We start from the raw sequence: 20976 nt of genomic DNA on the forward strand, positions 1-20976 counted from the left end.
GCGATTCGGGAACCCCGGTATCCATACATGATCGACTATGCTTGAGCAGCGAAGGGAAACGGAAGTGATTCAACACCCCATGGATATCAAATTCACCCACCGGCTGTCATACAAGCAAGCCAGGCTCACCGTGCTGGTCGGGTTCATTCTGGGCACGCTGCTCAGCCTGCTGCAGATCGGCATCGATTATGCCAGCGAAGACGCCTCCATCAACCGGGAAATCCTGTCGCTGCTGGAAATCAGCCACAACCCGGCGTCGCGCATCGCCTACAACATCGACGCCGAACTGGCCCAGGAGCTCACCCTCGGCCTGCTGCGCTCGCCGGCCATCATCTCCGCGCAGTTGACCGACAACAACGCCAACGTGCTGGCCAGCGTCAAGCGCCCGGAGTTCCAGAGCGGCTACCGGATGGTCAGCGACTTCCTGTTCGGCGCCAAGCGCCGCTTCGAGGACCGTCTCTACCTCGACCACTTGCCCAACGAGTCCCTCGGCACCCTGAGCCTGGAAGTGGACACCTACGCGTTCGGCAGCCGCTTCCTGCGCCGGGCCGAAGTCACCCTGCTCAACGGCTTCGCCCGCAGCCTGATCCTGACCGGCATCCTCTTGGCGCTGTTCTACGTGATGCTGACCAAACCGCTGGTGCGGGTGATCCGCGAGCTCAGCGGCCGCGATCCGCGCAGCGCCCAACCCAAGCCGCTCGAATGCCCGAACGGGCACGGCAACGACGAGATCGGCGTGCTGGTCGAGGTCGCCAACCAGCAGTTCGAGAACATCGCCACGGAGATCCAGCAGCGACGCAACGCGGAGAACCGCCTGACCGACTACCTCGCCCAGTTGGAAGACATCGTCTCGGCCCGCACCGCCGAGCTCAAGGCGATCAACAGCCGGCTCAGCCAGTCCAACCAGGAGCTGGAAGTGGCCCGCAGCACGGCGCTGGACATGGCCGAAGCGCGCTCGGCGTTCCTCGCCAACATGAGCCATGAGATCCGCACGCCGCTCAACGGCCTGCTGGGCATGATCGCCCTGTCCCTCGACGGCCCCCTGAGCGCCGAACAGCAACAACAGCTGTCGATCGCCCACGACTCGGGCAAGGTGCTGGTGGAACTGCTCAACGATATCCTCGACCTGTCGAAGTTCGACGCCGGCCAACTGGAGCTGGAGAACATCCCGTTCGACCTCGGCTCGCTGATCGAGGACACCGCCAACCTGCTGTCGCAGAACGCGGCGCCGAGCGTCGAGCTGACCTGCCTGATCGACCCGCACTTCCCCGCGCTGGTGCTGGGCGACCCGACCCGGGTACGGCAGATCGTCAGCAACCTGCTGTCCAACGCCCTCAAGTTCACCCGCTTCGGCCGGGTCGATGTGCGCCTGACCACCCACAAGGACGGCGTGCGCATCGAAGTCTGCGACACCGGCATCGGCATCGCCCGGGAAGCCCAGGTGAAGATCTTCCAGCCGTTCACCCAGGCCGGCGCCGGCATCACCCGGCAGTTCGGCGGCACCGGTCTGGGCCTGGCGCTCACGCACAACCTGTGCGAAGCCATGCAGGGCCGCCTGACGATCAGTTCCGAAGTCGGTTTCGGCAGCCAGTTCTGCGCCGAACTGCCGCTGCCCTGCCACACCCGCGCCGTGGCGCCGGCGCCGCTGCACGGCAAGGTGCTCGCCATCACGGCCGCCAGCAGCGGTCTGGCGGAGCTGCTGAACAACCTGCTGCCGACCTGGGGCCTGGCGTACGAGCGGCGCTCGATCGAGGATTCGCTGCTGGGCCTCTCGCCGGACGTGCTGATCACGGACTGTCCGGAATGCCTGTTCGGCCTGCGCCCTACTCTCAAAGCCCCGATCCTGCTGGTGACCGCCTACGGCAGCTTCATGCCTTCGGAAGAGGCCGCCGCCCTTGCGCCGCTGCAGCAGCAGGGCCGTCCGTTGGCCCGCAATGCGCTGTACCAGACCCTGCGGCGGATCCTGCAGCCGAACGTCGCCACCCTCGACGAGGCCCGCCTGGAGACCCTGCCGACCCAGCGACGCGGCCGCGTGCTGCTGGTGGAGGACAATCCGGTCAACCAATTGGTGGCCAAAGGCATGCTCGGCAAGCTCGGCTGCGATGTCGTGGTGGCCGCCCATGGCGCCGAGGCGCTGGATCAACTGGAGAACGACGCCTTCGACCTGGTGCTGATGGACTGCAACATGCCGGTGATGGACGGCTACGAGGCGAGCCGGCAGATCCGCCGCAGCGGTCGCTGGCCCCATCTGCCGATCGTGGCCCTGACCGCCAACGCCATGTCCGAGGAGCGCGAGCGCTGCCGGGCGGCGGGGATGAGCGACTATCTGGCCAAACCGTTCCGCCGCGAGGAGCTGGCGGCGCTGCTGGACCAGTGGATACCGACTATGACGCCGCTTTGATCAGGCCCAGCAGTCGGTCGAGGCCGTCGCGCAGTTCGCCGAGCCGGTCCAGGTCGACCCCGCTGTCGCACAGCAACCGCGCCTTGAGCGGCCCGACCTGCTCGCGCAGCGCCTGTCCGGACGGCGTCAGGCTCAGGTGCACCTCGCGCTCGTCCCGTGCCGAACGCCGGCGCTGCACCCACTCCAATTGCTCCAGACGCTTGAGCAGCGGGGTCAGCGTGCCGGAGTCCAGCGCCAGGCGCTCGCCCAGCGCCTTGACGGTCGGCTGTTCGGGCGCCTCGTCCTGCCACTCCCACAGCACCAGCATCACCAGGTACTGCGGGTAGGTCAGGCCGAGCTCATCGAGCATCGGCCGGTAGGCGCGGATCACCGCCCGGGAGGCGGCGTACAGCTTGAAGCACAACTGGGTGTCGAGCTTCAGCGCGTCGGCGGGCAAGTCGGTCATTTGAGCAGGTCTTCGATCTCGCGGCGCAGGTCCTGCGGCTTGGTGGCCGGGGCGAAGCGCTTGACCAGGCTGCCGTCCTTGCCGATCAGGAACTTGGTGAAGTTCCATTTGATGCCTTGGGAGCCCAGCACCCCCGGCGCACGCTTCTTGAGCTGCACGAACAACGGGTGCGCAGCGGCGCCGTTGACGTCGATCTTCTTGAACAGCGGGAAACTGACGCCGTAGTTCAGCTCGCAGAACTCGCTGATCGCGCCTTCGTTGCCCGGTTCCTGCTTGCCGAACTGGTTGCACGGGAACCCCAGCACCACCAGGCCGCGATCCCTGTAGCTCTGCCAGAGTTCCTCCAGCCCTTTGTACTGCGGGGTGAACCCGCACTTGCTGGCGGTGTTCACCACCAGCACCGCCTTGCCGGCGAAATCGGCGAGGGTCTTCTGCTCGCCCTTGATGGTGGTGCACGGGATGTTCAGCAGGCTGTCGCTCATGGTGCGCACTCTTGGAAGTTAAGGAGCCGTAAAAATAGCGACCAATTAAATTGCGTGCAATTTAATTTACCGAACGGCGACCCGTGGATCGCCGGCGACACCTACCCGCGCGGCACCAGATCCAGGCACACCGAGTTGATGCAGTAACGCAGCCCGGTGGGCGGCGGGCCGTCGGGGAACACATGGCCCAGATGCGCGTCGCACCGGGCGCACTTCACTTCGGTGCGGATCATGCCGTGGCTCAGGTCGCGGATCTCGATCATGGCGCTTTCGCCGATCGGCGCGTAGAAACTCGGCCAGCCGCAACCGGAGTCGAACTTGGTGTCCGAGTCGAACAGCGGCTCGTTGCAGCACACGCAATGGTAGACGCCATCGGTCTTGGTGGCGTTGTACTTGCCGGAGAACGGGCGCTCGGTGGCGCTCAGCCGGCACACGTTGAACTGCTCGGGATCGAGCATCGCACGCCATTCCTCCAGGGTTTTTTCGATCTTTTCCATCATCACACCTCAGCGGCTGAAAAAGCCCGATCTGTACCTTTTCCACGGATCGGGCGGCACGTATGATTGCGCCTCGTCACACGCCAGTCTGGCAGCGGGTTCCTGCGCATTCAAACGAATTCCGGAAACCGCCGCCCAGAATGCCTTCCTGTGCGAAGACGCAGGAATCCCAGCCCGGTTGTCCACCCGCCGCCTGGATCGTTCATTTTCGGGATCACATCGCCATGCAGTTCAGCAAATCGAACAAGCTCGCCAACGTCTGCTACGACATTCGCGGCCCGGTGCTCAAGCACGCCAAACGCCTGGAAGAGGAAGGCCACCGCATCCTCAAGCTGAACATCGGCAACCCGGCGCCCTTTGGTTTCGAAGCGCCGGACGAAATCCTCCAGGATGTGATCCGCAACCTGCCGACCGCCCAGGGCTACAGCGACTCCAAAGGCCTGTTCAGCGCGCGCAAGGCCGTCATGCAGTACTACCAGCAGAAGCAGGTCGAAGGCGTCGGCATCGAAGACATCTACCTGGGCAACGGCGTGTCCGAGCTCATCGTGATGTCGCTGCAGGCGCTGCTCAACAACGGCGACGAAGTGCTGGTGCCGGCGCCGGACTACCCGCTGTGGACCGCCGCCGTGAGCCTGGCCGGCGGCAACGCGGTGCATTACCTGTGCGACGAGGGCGCCGACTGGTTCCCGGACCTGGCCGACATCAAGGCCAAGATCACCCCGAACACCAAGGCGATGGTGATCATCAACCCGAACAACCCCACCGGCGCGGTGTATTCGAAGGAAGTGCTGCTGGGCATGCTCGAACTGGCCCGTCAGCACAACCTGGTGGTGTTCTCCGACGAGATCTACGACAAGATCCTCTACGACGACGCCGTGCACATCTGCACCGCTTCGCTGGCGCCGGACCTTTTGTGCCTGACCTTCAACGGTCTGTCCAAGTCGTACCGCGTGGCCGGTTTCCGCTCCGGCTGGATCGCCATTTCCGGGCCGAAACACAACGCTCACAGCTACATCGAAGGCATCGACATGCTGGCCAACATGCGCCTGTGCGCCAACGTGCCGAGCCAGCACGCCATCCAGACCGCCCTGGGCGGCTACCAGAGCATCAACGACCTGGTGCTGCCGCAAGGCCGCCTGCTGGAGCAGCGCAACCGCACCTGGGAACTGCTCAACGACATTCCGGGCGTCAGCTGCGTCAAGCCGATGGGCGCGCTCTACGCGTTCCCCAAGATCGACCCGAAGGTCTGCCCGATCCACAACGACGAGAAGTTCGTCCTCGACCTGCTGCTGTCCGAAAAGCTGCTGGTGGTGCAAGGCACGGCGTTCAACTGGCCGTGGCCTGACCACTTCCGCGTCGTCACCTTGCCGCGGGTCGATGACCTGGACATGGCCATCGGCCGGATCGGCAACTTCCTCAAATCCTACCGCCAGTGACCGGCGGTCCGCTGCGCAACGCGCCGAACGTTGCGCACTGACGGATTCAGCAACACTTCTGCGTCACCCGCCCCGAAACAGCTTCTAGACTTGCGATGCGCACCGGCCATACACGGCCGGTGCCGCGTCGGCGGGTGGCCGTCGTCCGACGCCCCGGTGCCGACGGATGACGGAAAACGCGGCGAACGTCACGGAATCCGCTGTAGGACACAGTTTGAAATAGTCACCCGGTTGAATCGCCAGGTGCCGCACCTTATATACCCCGCAGTACGCTACATCTTTAGCTTGAGGAGATTTCTACAACCATGATGCGCATCCTGCTGTTCTTGGCCACTAACCTGGCGGTCGTGCTGATAGCCAGCATCACCCTGAGCCTGTTCGGCTTCAACGGGTTCATGGCGGCCAACGGGGTTGACCTCAACCTCAATCAGCTGCTGGTCTTCTGTGCCGTCTTTGGTTTCGCCGGCTCCCTGTTCTCGCTGTTCATCTCCAAGTGGATGGCGAAGATGAGCACCGGCACCCAGATCATCAGCCAGCCGCGCACCCGGCACGAGCAATGGCTGCTGCAAACCGTCGAGCAACTGTCCCGGGAAGCCGGGATCAAGATGCCCGAAGTCGGGATCTTCCCGGCCTACGAGGCCAACGCCTTCGCCACCGGCTGGAACAAGAACGACGCACTGGTGGCCGTCAGCCAGGGCCTGCTGGAGCGCTTTTCGCCCGATGAAGTGAAGGCCGTGCTGGCCCACGAGATCGGCCACGTCGCCAATGGCGACATGGTCACCCTGGCGCTGATCCAGGGCGTGGTGAACACCTTCGTGATGTTCTTCGCCCGGATCATCGGCAACTTCGTCGACAAGGTCATCTTCAAGAACGAAGAAGGCCAGGGCATCGCCTACTACGTGGCGACCATCTTCGCCGAACTGGTGCTGGGCATCCTGGCCAGCGCGATCGTGATGTGGTTCTCGCGCAAGCGCGAATACCGTGCCGACGAAGCCGGCGCACGCCTGGCCGGCACCAGCGCGATGATCGGCGCCCTGCAACGCCTGCGCGCCGAACAGGGCCTGCCGGTGCACATGCCCGACACCCTGAACGCGTTCGGCATCAACGGCGGCATCAAGCAGGGCCTGGCCCGCATGTTCATGAGCCACCCGCCGCTGGAAGAACGCATCGACGCCCTGCGCCGTCGCGGTTGATTTCCACGCAACAACAGAAAGGCCCGCAGCGATGCGGGCCTTTTTTTTGATACGGTTCATTGGCGTGACCGAACCGGTTTCCTCGTCGAGCCGCGGCCCTGGGCCTGTCCGCTTTCACATGCTTTCTGGTCGACAGATAAAGGCTCGCAGGCTGTAAGGCCGCCATCGCCAGCAGGCTGGCTCCCACAGAGGCGCAAGCACAGACCGGATCCCCCGATTCCCTCAAGAAATCGAAAGACCGGAAACCCGATACACCCGCTCCTCAAGCCGCGTCACCCCGGCCTGCACAAACTTCCAGCTGTCCCCCAGCACGTCCTGCTCCTCCAGCATCCGCACCTGCCACGCGGCACCCAAAAGGCGCTGCACTTCAGCGTCCGCCACCGCAAACGGCGGCCCGGGCATCTGCGCCTGGTCGTAATCCAGCGTGATCAGCAACCCATGCAGGTCCGTAGGCAGAATGACCTGCAGATGCGCCGCATAGCGTTCACGCATCGGCGCAGGCAAGGCAATCAGCGCCGCCCGGTCATACAGCGCGGCGCAGTCCGCCACGTCCTCCGCCGTCAAGGCAAAGAAGTCCCCGCACATCAACTCAATCGCACCGGCCCGGTAGACCTTGAAGGCGCCCTCCTCGCTGACCTGGGGCTGCAACCGCTGCTCGCCGAAAAAGTCCTCGACGGCCTTCTGCGACAACTCCACGCCCAAGACCCGGTGACCGCGCCCGGCCAGCCACAGCAAGTCGAGGCTCTTGCCGCACAAGGGCACCAGCACACGCGCCTGCTGCGGCACGGGCAAACCCGGCCAATGCCGCTGCAGATACGGGTTCACCTGCGACAGATGAAAACCGATCTGATTGGATTCCCACTTCTTGTGCCAAAACTCGGGCTGCATGGATCACTCCCAAAAAATCGATAAAAACGCGTTAAAACTTATATTAGATTTAGATCAATGATCTGAATGAAGATGAGCCCATCTTAACGCTCAGGAACCCCTTCATGTTTCCAAGCCTGTTCATTTCGCACGGCTCGCCCATGCTCGCGCTCGAGCCCGGTGCCAGCGGCCCCGCCCTCGCGCGACTGGCCGCCGATATGCCTCGGCCCAAGGCCATCGTCATCGTTTCCGCCCATTGGGAAAGCCATGAACTGCTGGTCGGCAGCCACCCGCAGCCAGAGACCTGGCATGACTTCGGCGGCTTCCCCCGTGCCCTGTTCGAGGTGCAGTACCCGGCACCGGGCCATCCGCAACTGGCCGGCGAAGTCGCCGAACGGCTGACCGCCAACGGCCTGCCCGCCCGCCTTGACCCGCAACGTCCGTTCGACCATGGCGTGTGGGTGCCGCTGTCGCTGATGTATCCGCAGGCCGACATACCGATCGTGCAGGTGTCGTTGCCCACCCGCGGCGGCCCGGCGCTGCAGACCCGGGTCGGCCAGGCGCTGGCCGGCCTGCGCGCAGAAGGCATCCTGCTGATCGGCTCCGGCAGCATTACCCACAACCTGCGCGAACTGGACTGGCATGCCGGCCCGGACAGCGTCGAACCCTGGGCCCGTGACTTCCGCGACTGGATGATCGACCGACTGGTGGCGGACGACGAGACCGCGCTGCACGACTACCGCCGGCAAGCACCGAATGCGGTGCGCAGCCACCCCAGCGACGAACACCTGCTGCCGCTGTACTTCGCCCGTGGCGCCGCAGGCAAGTTCAGCGTTGCCCATCAGGGCTTCACCATGGGCGCACTGGGCATGGACATCTACCGCTTCGACTGACCGCCCTTCGCGAGCAGGCTCGCGCCTACAGAGGTTCGGGGTGCACGCAGACCCGAACCGCAGGCAAAAAAAAATCCCCGAACCGGTCGGGGATTTTTTTCGCTCGATCAATCAGCCCGCAGGCCGATCAATCTTCGCGGTAGCGACGCAGTTTCAGCTGCTTGCCTGCAACGCGAGTGTCCTTCAGCTTGGCCAGGAGACGATCCAGGCCTTCTTCCGGCAGCTCGACGAGGCTGAAGCTGTCACGCACCTGGATGCGACCGATGGCGTCACGTGCCAGGCCACCTTCGTTGAGGATGGCACCCAGCAGGTTCTTGGCCGCGATACCGTCACGCGCGCCCAGCGCGGTACGGCAACGGGCACGGCCTTCGCCCAGCGGCATCGGCGCACGGCGCTCGCGGTCACCGCGGTCCGGACGCTCGCCACGGTCAGGGCGCTCGCCGCGCGGTGCGCTGTTCGGCACCAGCGGACGCTCCTTCTCGATGGCTGCCAGGTTCAGCGCCTGACCGTTGGTGGCCTTGCGCAGCAGGGCGGCAGCGAGGGCACGCGGGCTGCAACCGATGTCGGCGGTCAGACGATCCAGCAGATCGCCGTGAGTCGCTTCGGCATCGGCCACCAGCGGCGCCAGGCTGTTGGTCAGCTTCTTGATGCGGGCATCGAGAATCGCCGGGGCGTCCGGCAGGCGCACTTCGGCCACTTTCTGGCCGGTCACACGCTCGATCACCTGCAGCATGCGGCGCTCGCGCGGCGTCACCAGCAGCAGCGCCCGGCCTTCGCGACCGGCACGGCCGGTACGGCCGATACGGTGCACGTAGGATTCCGGATCGTACGGCATGTCCACGTTGAACACGTGGGTGATGCGCGGCACGTCCAGGCCACGGGCGGCGACGTCGGTGGCGACGACGATGTCCAGGCGGCCGTCCTTGAGCGAGTCGATCACGCGCTCACGTTGGTTCTGGGCGATGTCGCCGTTCAGCGCCGCGGCCTTGTAGCCTTTGGCGTCGAGGGCGCTGGCCAGATCCAGGGTCGCTTGCTTGGTGCGCACGAACATGATCAGGGCGTCGAAGTCTTCCACTTCCAGCAGGCTGAGAACGGCGGAAGTCTTCTGGTCGGCGTGAACCAGCAGGTGGGCCTGCTCGATCGCGGTGACGGTCTGGGTCTTGCTCTGGATCTTGACGTGCTTCGGATCCTTGAGGTGACGCTCGGCGATCGCACGGATCGACTGCGGCAAGGTGGCCGAGAACAGTACGGTCTGGCGGGATTCAGGCATGGCCTTGAAGATGACTTCGAGGTCGTCCATGAAGCCCAGTTTGAGCATTTCGTCCGCTTCGTCGAGAACCAGGTGGTTCACGGTGGCGAGGACTTTTTCGTCGCGACGCAGGTGGTCGCACAGACGGCCCGGGGTGGCGACAACGATTTGTGCGCCGTTCCGGATGGCTTTCAGTTGCGGGCCCATCGGCGCACCGCCGTAGACGGCCACAACAGTCACGCCCGGCATTTGCTTGGCGTAGGTTTCGAAAGCGGTTGCTACTTGCAGCGCCAACTCGCGGGTTGGGGCCAGGATCAGAGCTTGCGGCTCGCGCTTGGACGGATCGATGCGGTGCAGGATAGGCAGGGCAAAGGCAGCGGTCTTGCCGGTGCCGGTTTGCGCCTGGCCAATCATATCGTGACCGGCGAGGATGATCGGGATCGACTGCTGCTGAATGGCCGAAGGCTCTTCATAGCCGGTGGCGACTACTGCAGCGACAATATTGGGATGAAGTTCAAGAGCGGCGAAGCCGCCGATTTCCTGGGTCATGGGTCTGCCTCAAAGTGCATCCGCAAAGACCCATGCTCCAAAGCTGCACATGCCGTGTTGAGACTCAAGAGTCGCCCTGGCAGCTTTGTCGGCGGGGATTTGCGAAAACGAATGGATGGAAAAAAGAGTCGTCAGGAAGAGCCCGCAATGCGGACGAGCAACCGAATCTGACTTCGGGAATGCGCTACCTGGACGAGGCCCTGTTAAAGGCCGGCGCGCACTATACCGGAATTTGCCCAAAAGTGGAGCTTTTTTTGTCGGCCCGACAGGTTTGTCACCGCGATGTAACGGGGTTTTGCGGATAATCCGGCGAAGGTCTATTTTTCCAAAGGCCCGGCCCTGCGGGCGATGACGCTTAAACGATTCATCTACCTGCGGCACGTGGTCGCTGCCCCTCATTTTCCCGTCCGAGGAAATCCCCATGAATCAGCCCGCCGCCGGTCGCGTCAGCCGTGAACGACTCGGACATGTGTACCTGATCGGCCTGGACCGCGCCGCCAAGCGCAATGCCTTCGACCTGGACCTGCTCAATGACCTGAGCCTGGCCTATGGCGAATTCGAGGCCGACAGCGACGCCAGGGTCGCAGTGGTGTTCGGTCACGGCGAGCATTTCACCGCCGGGCTCGACCTGGTCAACGCCAGTGCCACCCTCGCCCAAGGCTGGCAGGTGCCCAGCGGCGGTTGCGACCCGTGGGGCGTGTTCGCCGGCCCCAGGGTCAGCAAACCGGTGATCGTCGCGGCCCAAGGCTACTGCCTGACCATCGGCATCGAGTTGATGCTCGCCGCCGACATCAATCTGTGCGCGAGCAACACCCGGTTCGCCCAGATGGAAGTCCAGCGCGGGATCTTTCCGTTCGGCGGTGCGACGTTGCGCTTTCATCAGGTGGCCGGCTGGGGCAACGCGATGCGCTGGCTGCTGACCGGCGACGAGTTCGATGCCCATGAGGCGTTGCGCCTGGGGCTGGTGCAGGAAGTCATGGCCAGCGAAGACTTGTTGCCCCGGGCCGTCGAACTGGCCGAGCGGATTGCCCGCCAGGCGCCTTTAGGGGTGCAGGCGACGCTGATGTCGGCGCGCCAGGCCCGTTATGAAGGCGAGACGGCGGCGGCCCAAGGATTGCCGCCGCTGGTGAAGAAACTGCTGGCCAGCGAGGATGCACGGGAAGGCGTGCGGTCTTTGGTGGAGCGGCGGGCCGGGGTCTTCAGAGGGGTCTGATAACGCGGCGCCTGTAGATCCGTCATCGCCAGCAGGCTGGCTCCCACAGGGGATCGCGTTTCACGGCCGGGGCCAGCCTGCCCGTGAAGGGACCGCGGCATCCCGCAGGGCTAGGTCGCCGGACGAATCGCGTTGATCAACGACTGCAGCGAATAACCCAGCCTCGGCAACAGCGCTTCGGCCCGTGCGGTCAGCGCCGGCAAGTCCAGTTCCTGCTCAAGGTCCGCCGGGACGATCAGGATCACGTTGCCCTCCTTCACCGGCAGTTCCCAGTAATGCCGGTGATAGAGGCCGCGCAGCAACGCCGCGCCCAACGGCTTGCCGTCATCGGTGGCCCACTGGTTGATCACCAGCCAGCCGCCGGGATTCAGGCGCTTCTGGCAGTCGCCGAGGAAATTCCAGGCCAGGTGCCCGGCGCCGGGGCCCACGTCGGTGTACAGGTCGACGAAGATCAGATCCGCCGGCTCTGCGGTCGGCAACAGTTCAAGGGCATCGCCCACGCGGATGTACAGGCGCGGATCGTCGTCCAGCCCCAGGTATTCGATGGCCAGGCGCGGCACGTCCGGGCGCAACTCGATGGCCTCGACGTCTTCCAGCGGCAAGAACTTCAGGCAGGCCTGGGTCAGCGTCCCCGCGCCCAGCCCCAGAAACAGCGCACTCTCCGGCTGCTCGTGGCACAAGGCGCCGATCAGCATCGCCCGGGTGTAGTCGTACTCCAGCCAGCTCGGGTCGGCGGTGAACACGCAGCTCTGCTCGATGGCGTCGCCGAACTCCAGAAAGCGGTAATCGGCCACTTCCAGCACGCGGATCACGCCAAACTCGTCCTGCACTTCGGCGAGCAACCGCTCGACGCGCTCCTCAGTCATTTCATCTCCTGACGGTCACCGGGCGCGGTGACGCGATGGCACCCGTGCGGCGCCGTGGCAAAGCGGCGATTGTCGGCCAATCGGCAGGAGCAGGTCACGCACTAATTGCTGCTACCATGGGCGTCCGTGCGTAGACCCCTAGAGACCGTGATGAGCCAACCCTGGAGCCCTGACAGCTGGCGCGCCCTGCCGATCCAGCAACAACCCCGCTACCCCGACGCCGCGCACCTGCGCCAGGTCGAGCAGACCCTGGCCAGCTATCCGCCGCTGGTGTTCGCCGGCGAGGCCCGCGAATTGCGCCGCCAGTTCGCCGAGGTCACCCAGGGCCGGGCGTTCCTGCTCCAGGGCGGCGACTGCGCCGAAAGCTTCGCCGAGTTCTCGGCGGCGAAGATCCGCGACACCTTCAAGGTGCTGTTGCAGATGGCGGTGGTCATGACCTTCGCCGCCGGCTGCCCGGTGGTGAAGGTCGGGCGCATGGCCGGCCAGTTCGCCAAGCCCCGCTCGGCCAACGACGAGACTATCGACGGCGTGACCCTGCCGGCCTACCGCGGCGACATCGTCAATGGCATCGGCTTCGACGCCGCCAGCCGTGTGCCGGATCCCGAGCGCCTGCTGCAGTCCTATCACCAGTCCACCGCGACCCTCAACCTGCTGCGCGCGTTCGCCCAGGGCGGCTTCGCCGACTTGCACCAGGTGCACAAGTGGAACCTGGACTTCATCGCCAATTCGGCGCTGACCGAAAAGTACAGCCACCTGGCCGACCGCATCGACGAGACCCTGGCCTTCATGCGCGCCTGCGGCATGGACAGTTCGCCGCAACTGCGCGAAACCAGTTTCTTCACCGCCCACGAGGCGCTGCTGCTGAACTACGAAGAAGCCTTCGTGCGCCGCGACAGCCTGACCAACGACTATTACGACTGCTCGGCGCACATGCTGTGGATCGGCGACCGCACCCGTCAGCTCGACGGTGCCCACGTCGAGTTCCTGCGCGGGGTGAACAACCCGATCGGGGTCAAGGTCGGCCCGAGCATGGATCCGAACGACCTGATCCGCCTGATCGACGTGCTCAACCCGGACAACGATCCGGGCCGCCTGAACCTGATCGCCCGCATGGGCGCGAACAAGGTCGGCGACCACCTGCCGGCGCTGATCCGCGCCGTCCAGCGTGAGGGCAAGCAGGTGCTGTGGAGCTCCGACCCGATGCACGGCAACACGATCAAGGCCAGCAGCGGCTACAAGACCCGCGACTTCGCGCAGATCCTCGGCGAGGTGAAACAGTTCTTCCAGGTGCATCAGGCCGAAGGCAGCTACGCCGGCGGCATCCACATCGAGATGACCGGGCAGAACGTGACCGAATGCATCGGCGGCGCGCGGCCGATCACCGAGGACGGGCTGTCGGACCGCTACCACACGCATTGCGATCCGCGGATGAATGCCGACCAGTCGCTGGAGCTGGCGTTCCTGATCGCCGAGACGCTGAAGCAGGTGCGCCGGTAAGGGCGAATCGCTCCGATCGCCAACAAGCTGGCCCCTACAGGGGTTCTGTGTCGCGCGCACACCTCATGTGGGAGCCGGTCTGCTGGCGATGGCGTCGGCTCAAGCACCTTCAACCTGTGCCAATGCCTGCCGCAACCTGCCGGCACTCTCCCGCCGGCAATTGAGCTGCACCCGCTCAAGCCCCAGCCAACCCGCCAGCGCCTTCAGGTTCAGCGCCAAGGCCTGCATCCCCGCCTCATCCAGACCGCTTTCCTCTTCGTGCACCGCATGCACCGCCAACTGCCCCTGCGCCCGCTCCGCCCGCAAGTCCACACGCGCCGCGATCCGCTCGTCGTGCAGGAACGGCAACACGTAGTAGCCATAGACCCGCTTGTGCGGCGGCGTGTAGATCTCCAGCCGATAGCGGAAACCGAACAGGCGCTCGGTGCGGCTGCGTTCCCAGATCAACGAATCGAACGGCGACAGCAACGCAGCGGCGCCGACCTTGCGCGGGATCCTGGGCTCGGGCAGGCAATAGGCGGTTTGCCGCCAGCCCTCGACTGCGCAGGTGAGCAGTTGTCCGGCCTCGACCAGTTCCGCCAGGCGCGGTCGGGCGTCCCCCGGATTCAGACGGAAGTAATCGCGCAAGTCCTTCTCCGTCGCGACCCCCAGCGCCTGGGCGGCGTGCAGCAGCAAGCCCCGTTGCGCCTCGGCTTCATCCGGCAGCGGCTGCTGCAGCACCGACCCCGGAATCACCCGCTCCGGCAAGTCATACAGGCGCTCGAAGCCACGCCGGCCGGCGACGGTGACTTCACCCGCCGCGAACAGCCACTCCAGCGCGTGCTTTTCGGCGCTCCAGTCCCACCAAGGGCCGGCCTTTTCCTGGCGGGTCGACAGGCTGCCCGCCCCCAGGGCGCCCTGCTCTTGAACCGAGGCCAACACCCGTCGGATCGTGTCCTGCTGTTCACGCCCGAAGCGCGCCAACTGCTGATAGATGTCCTCGCCGCGCCGGGCCCGCTGCATGCGCCAGCCCATCAACGGGTACATCGACAGCGGCAGCAACGAGGCTTCATGCCCCCAGTATTCGAACAGCGTACGGCGACGCCCCGAACTCCAGGCGGCCTGGTCGAGCAAATCGGCGGAATAGGAACCGAGGCGGGAAAACAGCGGCAAGTAGTGCGAACGCACCACCGCGTTGACGGAATCGATCTGCAGCAGGCCCAGCCGTTCGATCAGCCGGTTGAGGTGCTGCGCCTTGACGGCCGGCGGCTGGCGCCCGTGGAATCCTTGGGCGGCCAGCGCCAAGCGTCGAGCCTGTTTGAGGGAAAAGGACAGTGTCGCGGGCATGAACGTCTCCTTGTCTGCTCGCAACCTACCTCACCTGAAAGTGGTTTGTGTAGCGTCCCCCGAGTCACCGTCATCATTTGTGCATCGGGTCGTCCCAGAACGGCCGCACCGCTTCATGCTCGACATCGGCACGGCTGACGCCGATGTCCTTCAGCGCTTCGTCGCTCAGGCCGGCGAGCAGCTCGCGCTCGCGGTGCAGCTCGTACCAGCGGCTGAACTTGTGCAGCAGATCGGAAACGAGATGGCCGGACACTTTTTCGTCAGTTACATATTCGCTTTGACCTTTCATCGTGTTGCCCTCCTTTAGGGATGGCTTCAGTCTCGCCCCGGGTCTACGATCAATCCAACGAATGTTTCTGATGGCATGCATCTCGGAGATTGATGAATGTCCGCCTACCCCAGTATCGATACCGATGTCCTGCGCACCTTCGTCGCGATTGCCGATCAGGGCGGCTTCACCCGCGCCGGCGAAATGGTCAACCGCACCCAGTCGGCGGTGAGCATGCAGATGAAGCGCCTGGAGGAAGACGTGCTGCAGCGCCAGCTGTTCGAGCGCGACGGCCGCCAGGTGCGCCTGACCGCCGAGGGCCAGGTGCTGCTGGGCTACGCCCGGCGCATCCTCAAGCTGCACAGCGAAGTGTTCAACACCCTGCGCGAGCCGCACATGGTCGGCACCGTGCGCATCGGCACTCCGGATGACTACGTGATGCGTTTCCTGCCGGGGATCCTGTCGCGCTTCGCCCAGTTCTATCCGCTGATCCAGATCGAGGTGCACTGCGAATCGACCAAGCAGTTGCTGCAGCGCACCGACCTCGACCTGTCGATCGTCACCCGCGAGCCAGGCAGCGAGATCGGCCAGTTGCTGCGCAAGGAACGCTTCGTCTGGGCTGAAGCGCAGAACTTCAGCGCCCACGAACAGACACCCCTGCCGCTGGCGATGTTCAACAGCGACTGTTTCTGCCGCCTCTGGGCCTGCAACGCGCTGGACGCCATGGGCCGCGAATACCGCATCGCCTACAACAGCACCAGCCTGTCGGCGCTGATGGCGGTGGTGAGCGCGGGGCTGGCCATCACCGCGCAGTTGGAAAGCCTGATCACCCCGGACATGCGCATCCTCGGCGCCGACGAAGACCTGCCGCTGCTGCCGGAGGCCAGCATCATGCTGATCCGCAACCTCAACAACCCGTCGCCGATCACCGAGTGCCTGGCCGAGCATATCGTCGAAGGCTTCAAACTTTAAGGGCGAGCATCACCGCGCTCAGTACCAGGAAACCGCAGAACAGCCCGCGCAGCAGCTTTTCCGGCATCGCGTGGGCGATGCGCACGCCCCAGCTGATGCTCAACAACCCGCCCGCCGCCAGCGGCAGGCCGATCATCCAGTCCACTTCCCGGTGCACCGCGTAGGTCACCAGCGTGACCCCGGTGCTGGGCAGCGCCAACGCCAGCGACAGGCCCTGGGCGACCACCTGGGTGGTGCCGAACAGGCTGGTCAGCACCGGCGTCGCCACCACCGCCCCGCCCACGCCGAACAGGCCGCCCATGGTGCCGGAGGCCGCGCCGAGCACGCCCAGCCATGGCCATGAATAACGCATCTCAGATGTCGCCGCCGCTTTGCCGCCGAACATGCGCAACACGTTGTAGGCCGACAGCGCCACCAGGAACGCCACAAAACCGATGCGCATGGTCTGCGCGTCGATCCGCACCGCCCAGACCGATCCGATCCAGGCAAAGCAGAATCCCATCACCGCCAGCGGCAGCGCGTGATGCAGTTCGATGCGGTTGCGCTGGTGATAGCGCCACAGCGCCAGCATCACGTTGGGCACCACCATCACCAGGGCCGTGCCTTGGGCCAATTGCTGATCGAGCCCGAACCAGGCGCCGAGCAAAGGAATGGCGATCAGGCCGCCACCGATCCCGAACACGCCGCCCAGTGTGCCGAGGGCGGCGCCAAACAGCAGGTACAGCAGAAACTCGATCACAGCAGTACTCCTCTTACGTCATGGGGGTCATCCTACGCAGTCGGTGCTGGCTCGGAAACGCACAGCAACGCACAATGGCTGTGCCAAATTCGCAAAGGCAACGACCTTTCATGAACCCCAATCAATTGACCGAACAGCTCGGCCTGTTCCTCGACGTGCTGGAAAGCGGCAGCTTTTCGGCAGCGTCCCGGCGTCATCCGCTGACACCTTCGGCCGTGGCGCGGCGCATCGACAGCCTGGAATCGGCGGTGGGCAGCCAACTGTTCATCCGTAGCACCCACGCCGTGCGCGCCACGCCGGCCGGGCTGGCGTTCGCCGAGCGGGCGCGGCGGATCGTCGCCGAACTGCGCCTGGCCCGGGCCGAGGCCGTGTCCCTGAGCAGCGCGCCGGAAGGCCTGATCCGGGTCGATGCCCCGGCGGCGTTCGGCCGCCGGCACCTGGCGCCGGTGATCGCCGATTTCCTGGTGCTGTACCCGGGCCTGGACGTTCAGTTGCACCTGATCGACAGTTTCGTCGACATGCACGGCTCGAACCTGGGCAAGGTCGATCTGGTGCTGCGCGCCGGGCAACTGGCCGACACCCGGCTGGTCGCCACGCCTCTGGCGAGCATGATGCGCATCGCCTGCGCCAGCCCCGACTACCTGAAACGCCGGGGCATGCCGGCCGACCCCGCGCAACTGAGCGACCATGACGGCCTGGACTGGGACGGCCTCGCCCCGCCCTTCGCCTGGCGCTTCGAACACGAGGGGAAAATGCAGCTGCACCGGCCGGGCCGGATCCGCATGAGCGCCAACAACGCCGAGGCACTGGTGTGCGGCGCCCTGGCCGGCCTCGGCATCGCCCACCTGCCGACCTGGCTGGCCAGCGAATACCTGCTGCGCGGCGAGCTGCTGCCGCTGTTCTGCGAACACGGTCTGCCCAAACCGGAACCCGCCGTCATCTATGCCTTGCGTCTGGCACAGCAGGCCAGCTCACGCAGCCGCCTGTTGCTGGAGTACCTCAAGACCCGCTTCAGCCCGGTGCCGCCCTGGGATCTGGCGCTGCAACGGGAGCTGGGCCGGCACTGACCGATGCCGCGCCCGGCCAGAATTGTGTGGCGCATTAAAGGTTCGGGCGCTAGATTCATCCGATTACCGATCAAGGCTTTGACATGAACACCGACCGCAACACCGACCTCTGCGAAGACCTGCTGCTGGACAACCAGGCCTGCTTCGCCCTGCATTCCACTTCGCTGATGATGACCAAGGTCTACAAGCCTTTGCTGCAAGCGCTCGGCCTGACCTACCCGCAATACCTGGCGATGATGGTGCTGTGGGAAAAGGACGGCTTGACCGTCGGGGAAATCAGCGCACGCCTGCTGACCGATCCGGGCTCGCTGACCCCGCTGCTCAAGCGCCTGGAAGGCGAAGGCCTGCTCAGCCGCACCCGCAGCCGGGAAGACGAACGGGTGGTGATCGTCGAACTGACCGAGCAGGGCCGCGCCCTCCACGAGCAGGCCCGCACCATTCCGCAGTGCATCCTCGGCGCCAGCGGCTTTTCGCTGGAGCGCCTGCAGCACCTGCAGGCCGAACTGCAGGCGCTGCGCAGCCACCTGCAAGACAGCCTGAGCTGAATCCCCCCTTCCCCCTGTAGGAGCGAGCCTGCTCGCGATAGCGGTTGGACATTCAGCCTTTGCGTGACTGAACCACCGCCATCGCGAGCAGGCTCGCTCCTACAGGGGCTGCGTGTCACCTGCCTACGCAAAATATTTTTGCCTCCTGTCTAGCCATAAAAATCCTTTCACATCAAAAACTTACGCCACATAAGCGGTGTATTTCCGTTGCTCGCGCCAGCTTTTTCGAAAAATTTATCTTGCGCGCTAAATATTAGAGCGATACATTCATCTCGCACTTACTTAACGCGCAAACAATTAGCGCGGCAAACACACCTCAAGAGGCTCACACCATGCAAACTCTCTACACCGCAATCGCAACCTCCACCGGCGGCCGTGACGGTCGTGCGATCTCCAGCGACAACATCCTCGACGTCAAGCTGGCCACCCCGAAAGAACTCGGCGGTGCCGGCGGCGCGGCCACCAACCCTGAGCAACTGTTCGCCGCCGGCTACTCGGCGTGCTTCATCGGCGCCCTGAAATTCGTCGCCGGCCAGACCAAACGCAAGATCCCGGACAACGCCTCGATCACCGCCCATGTCGGCATCGGCCAGATCCCAGGCGGGTTCGGTCTGGACATCGACCTGCACATCAGCCTGCCGGGCCTGGAACAGGCCGACGCGCAAAGCCTGGTCGACGCGGCCCACCAGGTCTGCCCGTACTCCAACGCCACCCGCGGCAACGTCGACGTTCGCCTGCACGTCACCGTGTAACCCTCGACACCCAAGGCCCGAACACAGGAAATGAACATGAACGCTTTGAGCAAAGTCTTGACCGGCACCCTTCTCGCCCTGTCCGTCCACAGCGCGTTCGCCGGTGATGTCGAACACAACACCCAGGCGTTCCTCGATGCGCTGAACGCCGGCAACGGCAAGCCGATGGAACAGATGACGCCGAAAGAGGCCCGCGCCGTGCTGGTGGGCGCCCAGGCCGGCGTCAAGCTGACGCTGCCGGCGGCCGATGTCAGCCAGAAGACCATCCAGGTCGACGGCCAGCCGCTGAGCCTGACCATCGTCCGCCCGGCCGGGGTCAAGGGTGAGCTGCCGGTGTTCATGTTCTTCCACGGCGGCGGCTGGGTATTGGGGGACTTCCCGACCCACGAACGCCTGGTGCGCGACCTGGTGGCCGGTTCGGGTGCGGCGGCGGTGTTCGTCAACTACACCCCTTCGCCGGAAGCGCATTACCCGGTGGCGATCAACCAGGCCTACGCCGCCACGAAATGGGTGGCCGAGCACGGGAAAGAGATCAACGTCGACGGCAAGCGCCTGGCCGTGGCCGGCAACAGCGTCGGCGGCAACATGGCGGCCGTGGTCGCGCTGATGGCCAAGGACAAGGGCACTCCGGCCATCCGCTTCCAGGCGCTGCTGTGGCCGGTGACCGACGCCAGCTTCGACACCGGTTCCTACAGCCAGTACGCCGAGGGGCACTTCCTCACCCGCAACATGATGAAGTGGTTCTGGGACAACTACACCACCGACGCCAAGCAGCGCAACGAGATCTACGCCTCGCCGCTGCGGGCCACTACCGCGCAACTCAAAGGCCTGCCGCCTGCGTTGGTGCAGACCGCCAGCGCCGACGTGCTGCGTGACGAAGGCGAGGCCTACGCCCGCAAACTGGACGAGGCCGGTGTGCCGGTGACGGCCGTGCGCTACAACGGTCTGATCCACGACTACGGTTTGCTCAACGTGGTCAGCCAGGTGCCGGCGGTGCGTTCGGCGATGCTTCAGGCTTCGCAGGAACTCAAGCAACACTTGAAGTGAAGCTGTAGGAACAGTCCCGCTCCCGCAGGGCACAAAAAAACCCGACTCGATGGTCGGGTTTTTTTGTGCGACACGACAGCAGAATTACTTCTTGCTGCGACCCTTGAAGGAGTTGTCGCGGGTGTCGATATCGATCCACTCGTCGATTTCGATGAAGTCAGCAACCTGGATCTCGGTGCCGTTCTTCAGTTTGGCAGGCTTCATCACCTTGCCCGAGGTGTCGCCGCGAGCGGCGTTCTCGGTGTAGACGACCTGACGGCTGATGGTGGTCGGCAGTTCTACCGATACCAGACGGCCTTCGAAGAACACGGCTTCGCAGACGTCTTCCATGCCTTCTTCGATGTACGGCAGCACGCTTTCGATGTCTTCGGCGTTCAGCTCGTACATGGTGTAGTCGGTGGTGTCCATGAACGTGTAGGAGTCACCGCTGATGAAGGACAGGGTGGCTTCTTTGCGGTCCAGGATCACGTCGTCCAGTTTGTCGTCCGCACCGTAAACGGTTTCGGTCTTGTAACCGGTCAGCAGGTTCTTCAGCTTGGTCTTCATGATCGCGCTGTTACGGCCCGACTTGGTGAATTCAGTTTTCTGAACCAGCCAAGGATCGTTGTCGATACGGAGCACGGTACCGGGTTTGAGTTCTTTACCAGTTTTCATTGCGAATATCCGAATTTG

At 64.5% G+C, this 20976-nt stretch carries 20 protein-coding genes and 1 pseudogene; 11 read left to right on the top strand and 10 right to left on the bottom strand.

The genetic code is table 11. From position 1 onward, the window contains the following. Positions 1-79: 79 nt before the first annotated feature. The gene (locus CAG33_RS21510; RefSeq protein WP_085577963.1) at positions 80-2401 is read left to right on the top strand and encodes a response regulator; all 2322 of its coding nucleotides are present in this window, start codon (positions 80-82) and stop codon (positions 2399-2401) included. Here the strand turns inward: CAG33_RS21510 and CAG33_RS21515 are convergent. The 3 genes from CAG33_RS21515 to msrB form a co-directional block, all read right to left on the bottom strand. Beyond that, positions 2385-2846 carry a MarR family winged helix-turn-helix transcriptional regulator gene (locus CAG33_RS21515; protein ID WP_085577964.1) on the bottom strand — a complete coding sequence of 154 codons (462 nt, stop codon included), beginning with the start codon at positions 2844-2846 and terminating at the stop codon, positions 2385-2387. The two genes, CAG33_RS21510 and CAG33_RS21515, sit on opposite strands and share 17 nt — an antisense overlap. Continuing rightward, a complete protein-coding gene (locus tag CAG33_RS21520) occupies positions 2843-3328 on the bottom strand; it encodes a glutathione peroxidase (protein WP_085577965.1) in 486 nt (161 codons plus the stop codon). Before CAG33_RS21520 ends, CAG33_RS21515 begins: the two co-directional genes overlap by 4 nt. Before the next feature lie 101 nt (positions 3329-3429). Then, on the bottom strand, positions 3430-3825 hold the full coding sequence (gene msrB, locus CAG33_RS21525) for a peptide-methionine (R)-S-oxide reductase MsrB (RefSeq protein WP_085629909.1): 396 nt from the start codon (positions 3823-3825) through the stop codon (positions 3430-3432). A 224-nt stretch (positions 3826-4049) separates the two neighbouring features. Between msrB and CAG33_RS21530 the strand changes: the two genes are divergently transcribed. Next, complete coding sequence (locus CAG33_RS21530) at positions 4050-5261, top strand: pyridoxal phosphate-dependent aminotransferase (RefSeq protein ID WP_007955711.1); 1212 nt, start codon at positions 4050-4052, stop codon at positions 5259-5261. Between the two features lie 305 nt (positions 5262-5566). Then, positions 5567-6454 carry a protease HtpX gene (gene htpX, locus CAG33_RS21535; RefSeq protein WP_085577966.1) on the top strand — a complete coding sequence of 296 codons (888 nt, stop codon included), beginning with the start codon at positions 5567-5569 and terminating at the stop codon, positions 6452-6454. Between the two features lie 222 nt (positions 6455-6676). Here htpX and CAG33_RS21540 read toward each other — a convergent pair whose 3' ends face one another. Then, positions 6677-7342: a thiopurine S-methyltransferase gene (locus CAG33_RS21540; RefSeq protein ID WP_085577967.1), complete on the bottom strand. Its 666-nt coding sequence runs from the start codon at positions 7340-7342 to the stop codon at positions 6677-6679. Positions 7343-7446: 104 nt separating this feature from the next. On the opposite strand from CAG33_RS21540, the gene CAG33_RS21545 reads away from it, so the two are divergent. Further along, the gene (locus CAG33_RS21545) at positions 7447-8214 is read left to right on the top strand and encodes a class III extradiol ring-cleavage dioxygenase (RefSeq protein ID WP_085577968.1); all 768 of its coding nucleotides are present in this window, start codon (positions 7447-7449) and stop codon (positions 8212-8214) included. Positions 8215-8341: 127 nt separating this feature from the next. Here CAG33_RS21545 and CAG33_RS21550 read toward each other — a convergent pair. Beyond that, positions 8342-10046: pseudogene (locus CAG33_RS21550) on the bottom strand (DEAD/DEAH box helicase). Between the two features lie 387 nt (positions 10047-10433). Here CAG33_RS21550 and CAG33_RS21560 point away from each other — a divergent pair. Then, a complete protein-coding gene (locus CAG33_RS21560; protein WP_085640468.1) occupies positions 10434-11225 on the top strand; it encodes a crotonase/enoyl-CoA hydratase family protein in 792 nt (263 codons plus the stop codon). Positions 11226-11335: 110 nt separating this feature from the next. Here CAG33_RS21560 and CAG33_RS21565 read toward each other — a convergent pair whose 3' ends face one another. Beyond that, positions 11336-12091: a spermidine synthase gene (locus CAG33_RS21565; protein ID WP_085629829.1), complete on the bottom strand. Its 756-nt coding sequence runs from the start codon at positions 12089-12091 to the stop codon at positions 11336-11338. 150 nt (positions 12092-12241) lie between these two features. On the opposite strand from CAG33_RS21565, the gene CAG33_RS21570 reads away from it, so the two are divergent. Continuing rightward, positions 12242-13588 carry a class II 3-deoxy-7-phosphoheptulonate synthase gene (locus CAG33_RS21570; protein ID WP_085640470.1) on the top strand — a complete coding sequence of 449 codons (1347 nt, stop codon included), beginning with the start codon at positions 12242-12244 and terminating at the stop codon, positions 13586-13588. Between the two features lie 99 nt (positions 13589-13687). Here CAG33_RS21570 and CAG33_RS21575 read toward each other — a convergent pair whose 3' ends face one another. Next, positions 13688-14914, bottom strand: coding sequence for a winged helix-turn-helix domain-containing protein (locus tag CAG33_RS21575; RefSeq protein ID WP_085640472.1), 1227 nt, complete (start codon positions 14912-14914; stop codon positions 13688-13690). A gap of 73 nt (positions 14915-14987) precedes the next feature. Continuing rightward, positions 14988-15203 carry a DUF1127 domain-containing protein gene (locus CAG33_RS21580; protein ID WP_085577974.1) on the bottom strand — a complete coding sequence of 72 codons (216 nt, stop codon included), beginning with the start codon at positions 15201-15203 and terminating at the stop codon, positions 14988-14990. 96 nt (positions 15204-15299) lie between these two features. Between CAG33_RS21580 and CAG33_RS21585 the strand changes: the two genes are divergently transcribed. Continuing rightward, positions 15300-16154, top strand: a complete 855-nt coding sequence (locus CAG33_RS21585) for a LysR substrate-binding domain-containing protein (protein ID WP_085577975.1) — start codon at positions 15300-15302, stop codon at positions 16152-16154. On the opposite strand, the gene CAG33_RS21590 is transcribed toward CAG33_RS21585, so the two are convergent. Further along, positions 16144-16893, bottom strand: coding sequence for a sulfite exporter TauE/SafE family protein (locus CAG33_RS21590; protein ID WP_085640474.1), 750 nt, complete (start codon positions 16891-16893; stop codon positions 16144-16146). The two genes, CAG33_RS21585 and CAG33_RS21590, sit on opposite strands and share 11 nt — an antisense overlap. Before the next feature lie 110 nt (positions 16894-17003). Here CAG33_RS21590 and CAG33_RS21595 point away from each other — a divergent pair, with 110 nt between their 5' ends. The 4 genes from CAG33_RS21595 (at position 17004) to CAG33_RS21610 (ending at position 20304) form a co-directional block, all read left to right on the top strand. After that, a complete protein-coding gene (locus CAG33_RS21595) occupies positions 17004-17960 on the top strand; it encodes a LysR family transcriptional regulator (RefSeq protein ID WP_085629825.1) in 957 nt (318 codons plus the stop codon). Positions 17961-18043: 83 nt separating this feature from the next. Further along, positions 18044-18505, top strand: a complete 462-nt coding sequence (locus CAG33_RS21600) for a MarR family winged helix-turn-helix transcriptional regulator (protein WP_085577978.1) — start codon at positions 18044-18046, stop codon at positions 18503-18505. Positions 18506-18837: 332 nt separating this feature from the next. Then, the gene (locus tag CAG33_RS21605; protein ID WP_085577979.1) at positions 18838-19257 is read left to right on the top strand and encodes an organic hydroperoxide resistance protein; all 420 of its coding nucleotides are present in this window, start codon (positions 18838-18840) and stop codon (positions 19255-19257) included. Positions 19258-19293: 36 nt separating this feature from the next. Beyond that, the gene (locus CAG33_RS21610) at positions 19294-20304 is read left to right on the top strand and encodes an alpha/beta hydrolase (protein WP_085629821.1); all 1011 of its coding nucleotides are present in this window, start codon (positions 19294-19296) and stop codon (positions 20302-20304) included. 84 nt (positions 20305-20388) lie between these two features. Here the strand turns inward: CAG33_RS21610 and efp are convergent, their stop codons facing one another. Next, complete coding sequence (gene efp / locus CAG33_RS21615; RefSeq protein ID WP_085577981.1) at positions 20389-20958, bottom strand: elongation factor P; 570 nt, start codon at positions 20956-20958, stop codon at positions 20389-20391. Between the last annotated feature and the right edge of the window lie 18 nt (positions 20959-20976).

The organism is Pseudomonas sp. B3(2017), assembly GCF_002113595.1.
Lineage (GTDB): Bacteria > Pseudomonadota > Gammaproteobacteria > Pseudomonadales > Pseudomonadaceae > Aquipseudomonas > Aquipseudomonas ekonensis.